This window comes from Nocardioides luteus (assembly GCF_014648595.1).
In the GTDB taxonomy this organism is placed as follows: domain Bacteria; phylum Actinomycetota; class Actinomycetes; order Propionibacteriales; family Nocardioidaceae; genus Nocardioides; species Nocardioides luteus.
Map to the genome: position 1 here is coordinate 19,439 of NZ_BMRK01000014.1, position 7,666 is coordinate 27,104.

Genomic DNA, 7,666 nt, shown 5'->3' on the forward strand with positions numbered 1-7,666 from the left:
TGAACGCGGACTTTTACTCTGGCGCACCGCCCACCGGGACGGGCGAACCGCCCTCGATGGTCCTGGCGGGACCACCGAGGGCGGTTGCTGGATCAGCCCGAAGGGCTCAGTACTCGATCAGCCCAGGGGGGCTCAGTACTGGATCAGCCCAGAGGGCTCAGTAGGAAGGCTGAGCCTGGACGTTCAGCTCGTCGAACTTCACCCGCTTCGCCGAGGCGACGCGGGGGTCGCGCAGGTCGAAGACGTCGAAGCCGCGCTGGATCTCGTTGGAGTAGATGTAGCCGTTGTAGTAGTAGGTCGACCAGGGCCCGGCGATCGTCGAGGTGTCCTCGAACGGACCACGGTCGAACCAGGCGATCTCCTTCGGGTTGGCGGAGTCGGTGAAGTCGTAGACCGAGATCCCGCCCTGATACCAGGCCTGGACCATGATGTCCTTGCCCTTGACCGGGATCAGCGAGCCGTTGTGGGCGACACAGTTCTCGGTGTTCGACTGGGTGCGCGGCATCTTGTAGTAGGACTTGAAGACGAGCTGGCCGTCCTCGATGTCGTAGATGCCGTTGGCGCCCTTCTCCAGGCCGGTCTCCGGGTTGCAGGTCGGCGCACCGCCGCCACCGAGCTCGTCGGTGAAGACGACCTTGGTGCCGGTGTTGTTGAAGGTGGCCGAGTGCCAGAACGCGAAGTTCTCGGTGTCGGTGACCCGCTCGGTCACGACCGGGTTCTCGCGGTCGGAGATGTCCATCAGGATGCCGTCACCCATGCACGCGCCGGCCGCGATGTCCTTGGCCGGGTAGGTGGTGATGTCGTGGCAGCCGGCGGTGTTGGTGTAGCCACCGTCGGGGAAGAGCACCGGCTCGTTGACCACGGCCGCCTGCTCCGGCGCCTTCGTCGGGATCTTCACGATGCTGATCTTGTCGTGCGGGGGCTGACAGTCGGGGTAGGTGTCGCGCGGACCGTAGGAGGAGACGTACGCGTAGACGCTCTTGCGGTCCTTGCTCGGCGCCAGCGAGTGGGTGTGGGACCCGCACTTGGTCTCGACCGCGGCGACGTACTCCGGGTCTCGCGGGTTGCTGATGTCGAAGACCCGCAACCCCTCCCAGGACTCCTTGATCTCGGCCGACTGCGGCTCGTTGTCGCAGGTGTCGTTGCTGCGGCTGGAGTCGACGGAGAGGACCAGCAGGTCGCCGTAGACGGAGATGTCGTTCTGCGAGCCCGGGCAGACGTACTGCTTGACCAGGCGTGGCTTCCGCGGGTTCTTGATGTCGAAGACGTTGAAGCCGCTGTAGTTGCCGGCGAAGGCGTAGCGCCCCTGGAACGCGAGGTCGCTGTTGAGCGCGTCGGTGGGCTCGAAGGCGCCCGACTTGGGGACGTTGGCGATCAGGTGCATGTTGGGCGACCCGGCGGACTCGCCCGCGGGTACGTCCGGGTTGTTGGCGCCGAGCTCGGCCAGGTCGTTTCCGGCGACGCAGGCGGAGGCGAAGTTGTCACCGAGCTTGGTGATCGCTCGCTTCTCCTCGGCGGAGCAGCTCGTCTGGGGCTCGGGAGCGGAGACGCTCTGGGAGCCGTGGTCGTGGGACTCGTCTGCGGAGGACGGGGCGGCAACGGCCAGCCCTCCGGCGACAACCATGACCGCCGCGATGGGGGCCAGGTAGTGGGTGGATCGTCTCAGCCTCATGTTCGCAAGCCTTCCGAGTCGGCCGCCGTGGGGTGGCAGGGGCGTGACCTCTCAACTTTAGTAAAACTCGTACATCGAGGGCGGCGAATATGAATAAATGGTTCACCCTGCGGCATCTCGGAAGGAGCCCCATGGCTGGTGGGCGATCGGCTGTCATCACCTCGGGCGTCGTGCTGGCGGCGACGGCGCTGGCGCTCGGCGGGTGCGGAAGCGACTCCCCGCACGCTCACGGGTCCCACTCGGCCGACCCGTCCCCGGCCGCCCGGTCGGCTCCGGTGGTGCAGGGCGGAGCACCCGGTGAGAGCGCTCAGACGGTCTCACCGTCGGCGGTCACCGACCCGTGGAACGAGACCGACGCCGAGTTCATGACGATGATGATCCCCCACCACGCGCAGGCGCTGGAGATGACCCGGCTCGCCCAGAAGCATGCCGTCGACCCCGAGATCGTCTCCCTCGCCGAGCGCATCGAGTCGGCCCAGGGCCCCGAGATCGTCGCGATGAGCGCGTGGCTCGACGCCCGCGGGCAGCGCGTTCCTCGCGCCTCCGATCCCGAGCACACCATGGCCGGCATGCTCACCCCGGCGCAGATGCGCGACCTCGGCGAGGCCCGCGGCAAGGAGTTCGACCGGCTCTTCCTGACCGGGATGATCCAGCACCACCGCGGTGCCCTGAAGATGGCCGAGCCGATGGCCGCCACCGGCAGCGACGCGCGCGCGATCGAGATGGCGCTCGACGTCGAGACCACTCAGTCGGTCGAGATCGAGATCATGGAGAAGATGCTCGCGAAGCTCTGAGAGCCGGTACGTTGCGGCGGTGCCTCTCGCCCCCGCCCGTCGCCGACGCGTCCTGATCGGCTCCGCCGTCGTCGTCTGCCTCGCCCTCCTTGTCACCGCGCTCGTCTACACCGGCGTGGTGGTGCCGAACCGGCTGTTCGCGGCGAAGTACGACGTCCGCGGCATCGACGTCTCCCACCACAACGGCGCCATCGACTGGACCCGGGTCGCCGAGCAGGACGTCGACTTCGCCTGGATCAAGGCCACCGAGGGCTCCGCCCACGCCGACTCGCGCTTCGAGGCCAACTGGACCGAGGCCCGGCGGGCCGGGATCCACACCGGGGCCTACCACTTCATGAGCTTCGAGAGCCCAGGCGCCGATCAGGCCCACAACATGATCGCGACGGTGCCCCGCGTCGCCGGCACCCTGGCGCCGGTCGTCGACCTCGAGGCCTACGGCCGCTTCAAGGGGAACCTGCCGCCCGCCGCGGAGGTCCGCGCCATCCTCGACCCGCTGCTGGCTGGGCTCGAGGACCACTACGGCATCGCCCCGGTCATCTACGCCACGCGCTCGGCCTACCGCGCCTACCTGGCCGACAGCTACCCCGACAACCCGATCTGGTTCCGCTCCGTCGTCCGACCGCCCGTGGTCCCCGACGGGCGCGACTGGACCATCTGGCAGTACTCCAGCCGGGACCGGCTCGACGGCGTGGGCAGCGACGACGAGGCGTACGTCGACATGAATGTTCTTTCGGACGACGTCTCTCTCGACGAGCTGATCATTCGCTGAAATCGCCGAGTCGGCGCATCCCGCCCCTTTCGCTCGCTTCGCTTCGCGAAGCACGGGGCAAGATGCGCCGACTCGGCTCTGTGTCAGTGGCCGTGACCGTGGCCGTGACCGGCCGCGGGTGCCTCTTCCTCTTCCGGCTTGTCGACGACCAGGGTCTCGGTCGTGAGCAGCATGCTCGCGATCGAGGTGGCGTTCGTCAGCGCGGAGCGGGTGACCTTGACCGGGTCGATGACGCCCTGAGCGATCAGGTCGCCGTACTCACCGGTCGCGGCGTTGTAGCCCTGGCCGACACCGAGGTCGCGGACCTTGGTGGTGATGACGTAGCCGTTCTCGCCACCGTTCTCGGCGATCCAGCGCAGCGGCTCGTCGGCGGCCTTGCGGACGATGCGGACACCGACCGCCTCGTCGCCCTCGAGGCCGAGGTCCTTCTCCAGGGAGGAGACGGCGTGGATCAGCGCGGAGCCACCGCCGGGGACGATGCCCTCCTCGATGGCGGCGCGGGTCGCGGAGACAGCGTCCTCGATGCGGTGCTTCTTCTCCTTGAGCTCCACCTCGGTGTGAGCGCCGACCTTGATCACGCAGACGCCACCGGCCAGCTTGGCGAGGCGCTCCTGGAGCTTCTCGCGGTCCCAGTCGGAGTCGGTGCGCTCGATCTCGGCCTTGATCTCGGAGACGCGGGCCTCGACGGTGGCAGCGTCGCCGCCACCCTCGACGATGGTCGTGTTGTCCTTGGACACGGTGACGCGGCGAGCGGTGCCGAGCACCTCGAGACCGACCTGGTCGAGCTTGAGGCCGACCTCCTCGGCGACGACCTGCGCGCCGGTGAGGACCGCGATGTCCTGCAGCATGGCCTTGCGGCGGTCACCGAACGCGGGCGCCTTGACGGCGGTCGCGTTGAAGGTGCCCTTGATCTTGTTCACGACCAGCGTCGAGAGGGCCTCGCCCTCGACGTCCTCGGCGATGATGAACAGCGGCTTGCCGGCGGCGATGACCTTCTCCAGCAGCGGCAGCAGCTCCTGGACGGAGCTGATCTTGCCCTGGACGATCAGGATCAGCGGGTCGTCGATGACGGCCTCCATCCGCTCCTGGTCGGTCACGAAGTACTGAGAGATGTAGCCCTTGTCGAACTGCATGCCCTCGGTGAACTCGAGCTCGGTGCCCGTGGTGTTGGACTCCTCGACGGTGATGACACCGTCCTTGCCCACCTTCGCGAAGGCCTCGGCGAGGATCTCGCCGATCTTCGCGTCGCGGGAGGAGATGGTGGCGACCGAGGCCATGTCGGACTCGTCGACGACCTCACGAGCAGCGGTGCGCAGCGCGTCGCCGACCGCGGTCGCGGCGGCGTCCATGCCGCGCTTGAGGCTCATCGGGTTCGCACCGGCGGCAACCGCGCGCAGACCCTCGTGGACCATCGCCTGGGCGAGGACGGTCGCGGTGGTCGTACCGTCACCAGCGATGTCGTTGGTCTTGGTGGCGACCTCCTTGGTGAGCTGAGCACCAAGGTTCTCGAACGGGTCGTCCAGCTCGACCTCACGCGCGACGGTCACACCGTCGTTGGTGATGGTCGGGGCGCCCCACTTCTTGTCGAGGACGACGTAGCGGCCCTTGGGGCCCAGCGTCACCTTGACGGCGTTGGCGAGGGCGTCGACGCCACGCTCGAGGGCGCGGCGGGCGTTCTCGTCGAACTCCAGGATCTTCGGCATTGAAATTCTCCTTGTACGTACGCAGCGGCCGGGCCGGGCTCAGCCGACCCGGCCGCGTTGCACGAGCTTGGTGCTACTGGCGAGAGCGTCAGGCGATGACGGCAAGAATGTCGCGGGCCGAGAGGATGAGGTACTCCTCGCCGGCGTACTTCACCTCGGTGCCGCCGTACTTGCTGTAGATGACCTTGTCGCCGACGGCGACGTCGAGGGGGACGCGGTTGCCCTTGTCGTCGATGCGACCCGGGCCGAGGGCCAGGACCTCGCCCTCCTGGGGCTTCTCCTTGGCCGTGTCCGGGATGACCAGGCCGGAGGCGGTGGTCTGCTCGGCCTCGACGGCCTTGACGACGATGCGGTCCTCGAGAGGCTTGATGTTGATCGACACTGTGCCGACCTCCCCAATCTGTGTTGACTGAGCCCGACTCAATGGTGAGCTGGCGGGTGCTTTCTAACGTCTGTGCTTGCGATGTGCCGTATACGCCGTCGCGGGGGTCGCACCCGGCTCGCAAGCGCTGGCACACTCAAGGGGAGAGTGCCAATGCAGACGTTAGCACTCGACTGCAATGAGTGCCAGCAAACCCCCGGCTATCGCTGGCCAGGCAGCCTGACGAGCAGTGCGATGCCTCCGGCGATGAGGCCGACGACCACGATGCCGCCCGCGACCAGGACGGTGCGGAGGAGGTCGTCGTCGATCGCCGACTCCTCCTCCTCGAGCGGCGTGGTCCGCAGCTCCTCGCCGTCGCTCAGGGCAGACATCTGCGAGGTCGCGTCGGACTGTTCGGAGGGCTCGGGGGTTGCCGAGCGGCTCGGCTCCGGCTTGGACTCGGGGGTTGCAGGCGTACGCTCCGCCTCCTGTTGTCCCGCGGTCTCGCCGGCCTCCGGCGAGGCGGTCCCGGTTCCGTTCGTCCCGTTCTTCGGCTTCCCCTTGTCGCTCTTCCCGGCGCCGGGCGAGGTGTTCCCCTGCCCGCCGCCGCGGCGGCCCTCGTTCGACTCGTCGTCACCGTCGTCCGCGTCGTCATCGTCCGCGTCGTCGTCCGGCTTCGGGTCGGGATCGGCGGGTGCCGGCCTCTCGACGTACGCCACCGAGTAGCCCTCCAGGCGACGGCCTTCGCTGTGCCGGACCTGCGTCGTCTGCTGGGGCGTGGACAGGATGTGGAGCTCGGAGCCGCCACCGCGGCGGCCGTCGCTGTCGACGCAGAAGGCCGCGACCAGATAGCCCTCCGGCGCCCTCGCCACCGCCGAGCGCTCGCCGTCCAGGTCGACGTAGCGGTCGCCGTAGCCGCAGTGGCGCGTCGGCGTCACCGTGTCGGCCGAGGCAGGTGCGGCGAGCAGCAGCGACAGCAGCGTCATGACGGCTGCGGTCGCCCAGAGGGCCGGTGAGGCCACGCGGGAGGATCTGCGCACCCGGCGGATCCTAGATCAGAAACACCCAGCGGGGTAATGCAGTTTTGCTCGGACGGGAAACCTCCCTGAGAGGATCGGGACATGGATCTCGACGCCTTCGCCTGGCTGCTCACCGATGAGGGGCAGCGGCTGCTGGCGCGAGCGACCGAGATGACGGCCGCGGCCGATCCCGGCAAGGACGCGTCCCTGGCGGTACAGACCGCCCTGCGCAAGGACGAGACCGCCGCGCACGTCGCCGCGGCGATGACCCAGGTCGACCTGCGCCGGAAGGCCGGCGCCAAGTTCGGCGACCTGGCACCGAAGATGTACTTCACCCCCGACGGCCTCGAGCAGGCCACCCGGCTCGCCGTCGCCCACCACCGTGCGGCCCGGCTGCGCGCCTTCGACGCCACCAGCGTCATCGACCTCGGCTGCGGGATCGGCGGCGACCTGATCGCCTCCTCGCGCGCCGGCCTCACCGCTGCCGGCGTCGACAACGACCCGGAGCGGGTCGCGGTCGCCCAGGCCAACCTCGACGCCCTCGGGCTGGCGGGTGCCGTCACCGTCGCCGACGCGACGGCCGTCGACCACTCACCCTTCGACATCGCGTACGCCGACCCGGCCCGCCGCGGGGCCAAGGGCCGGGTCTTCTCCGCCGAGGGGTGGACCCCACCGTGGTCGTGGGTCGAGACGCTCTTCGCCCGCGACGCCTGTGTGAAGGTCGCGCCCGGCATCCCCCACGACCTCGTACCCGACCAGGTCGAGGCCGAGTGGGTCAGCGACCGTGGCGAGGTCAAGGAGGCGGCGCTGTGGTCGGGGTCGCTGGCCAGCACCCGCCGCCGCGCCACCGTCATCGGCGAGCGCGGCCTGGCGACGCTGACATCCGAGGACGACCCGGGCGGCGAGGTCGACTCCGTCGAGGAGTTCCTCTACGAGCCCGACGGCGCCGTCATCCGCGCCGGTCTGGTCACCGCCGTCGCTGCGGGCGTACAGGGTCACCTGATCGACGAGCACATCGCGTACGTCACCTCGACGGCCTCCTTCGAGACCCCGTTCGCTCGGGGATATCAGGTGGTCGAGGAGCTCCCTTATCGGGAGAAGCAGCTCAAGGCGGCGCTGCGCGAGCGTGGGATCGGGAAGCTGACAATCAAGAAGCGCGGGGTGCAGATCGTGCCCGAGCAGCTGCGCAAGCGGCTCGCGCTCTCCGGGGACGAGGAGGGGACGATCGTGCTCACGCGGGTCGCTGGTGAGGGGACCTGCTTGTTGGTCAGGCCGTTCTGAGGGTTCACCGGCGTCCGGAGGTCGAGCCTGTCGAGACCCCCGAACCCGCAGGTCGAGCCTGTCGAGA

The 7,666-nt window shown here is 68.8% G+C and carries 7 protein-coding genes; 3 read left to right on the top strand and 4 right to left on the bottom strand.

Annotated features, from left to right (window positions below; genetic code table 11):
* Nucleotides 1-157: 157 nt before the first annotated feature.
* Entirely contained in the window at nt 158-1,672 is a 1,515-nt protein-coding gene (locus IEY81_RS16820) for an LVIVD repeat-containing protein (RefSeq protein ID WP_189119645.1), read from the bottom strand.
* A 131-nt stretch (nt 1,673-1,803) separates the two neighbouring features.
* Here IEY81_RS16820 and IEY81_RS16825 point away from each other — a divergent pair, with 131 nt between their 5' ends.
* Nucleotides 1,804-2,466 carry a DUF305 domain-containing protein gene (locus IEY81_RS16825; protein WP_189119646.1) on the top strand — a complete coding sequence of 221 codons (663 nt, stop codon included), beginning with the start codon at nt 1,804-1,806 and terminating at the stop codon, nt 2,464-2,466.
* Nucleotides 2,467-2,485: 19 nt separating this feature from the next.
* A complete protein-coding gene (locus IEY81_RS16830; RefSeq protein ID WP_189119647.1) occupies nt 2,486-3,235 on the top strand; it encodes a GH25 family lysozyme in 750 nt (249 codons plus the stop codon).
* Between the two features lie 83 nt (nt 3,236-3,318).
* Here the strand turns inward: IEY81_RS16830 and groL are convergent, their stop codons facing one another.
* The 3 genes from groL to IEY81_RS16845 form a co-directional block, all read right to left on the bottom strand.
* Nucleotides 3,319-4,938 carry a chaperonin GroEL gene (gene groL / locus IEY81_RS16835; RefSeq protein WP_189119648.1) on the bottom strand — a complete coding sequence of 540 codons (1,620 nt, stop codon included), beginning with the start codon at nt 4,936-4,938 and terminating at the stop codon, nt 3,319-3,321.
* An 88-nt stretch (nt 4,939-5,026) separates the two neighbouring features.
* Nucleotides 5,027-5,320, bottom strand: a complete 294-nt coding sequence (gene groES / locus IEY81_RS16840) for a co-chaperone GroES (protein WP_189119649.1) — start codon at nt 5,318-5,320, stop codon at nt 5,027-5,029.
* 200 nt (nt 5,321-5,520) lie between these two features.
* A complete protein-coding gene (locus tag IEY81_RS16845) occupies nt 5,521-6,339 on the bottom strand; it encodes a hypothetical protein (protein ID WP_189119650.1) in 819 nt (272 codons plus the stop codon).
* 81 nt (nt 6,340-6,420) lie between these two features.
* Between IEY81_RS16845 and IEY81_RS16850 the strand changes: the two genes are divergently transcribed.
* Nucleotides 6,421-7,599 carry a class I SAM-dependent methyltransferase gene (locus IEY81_RS16850; RefSeq protein WP_189119651.1) on the top strand — a complete coding sequence of 393 codons (1,179 nt, stop codon included), beginning with the start codon at nt 6,421-6,423 and terminating at the stop codon, nt 7,597-7,599.
* Nucleotides 7,600-7,666 lie beyond the last annotated feature (67 nt).

What these genes read in the sequence shown, in the direction of transcription:
- IEY81_RS16825 (WP_189119646.1), top strand. Translation starts at nt 1,804, where the DNA reads ATGGCTGGTGGGCGATCGGCTGTCATCACCTCGGGCGTCGTGCTGGCG.
- IEY81_RS16850 (WP_189119651.1), top strand. Translation starts at nt 6,421, where the DNA reads ATGGATCTCGACGCCTTCGCCTGGCTGCTCACCGATGAGGGGCAGCGG.
- IEY81_RS16820 (WP_189119645.1), bottom strand. Translation starts at nt 1,672, where the DNA reads ATGAGGCTGAGACGATCCACCCACTACCTGGCCCCCATCGCGGCGGTC.
- groL (WP_189119648.1), bottom strand. Translation starts at nt 4,938, where the DNA reads ATGCCGAAGATCCTGGAGTTCGACGAGAACGCCCGCCGCGCCCTCGAG.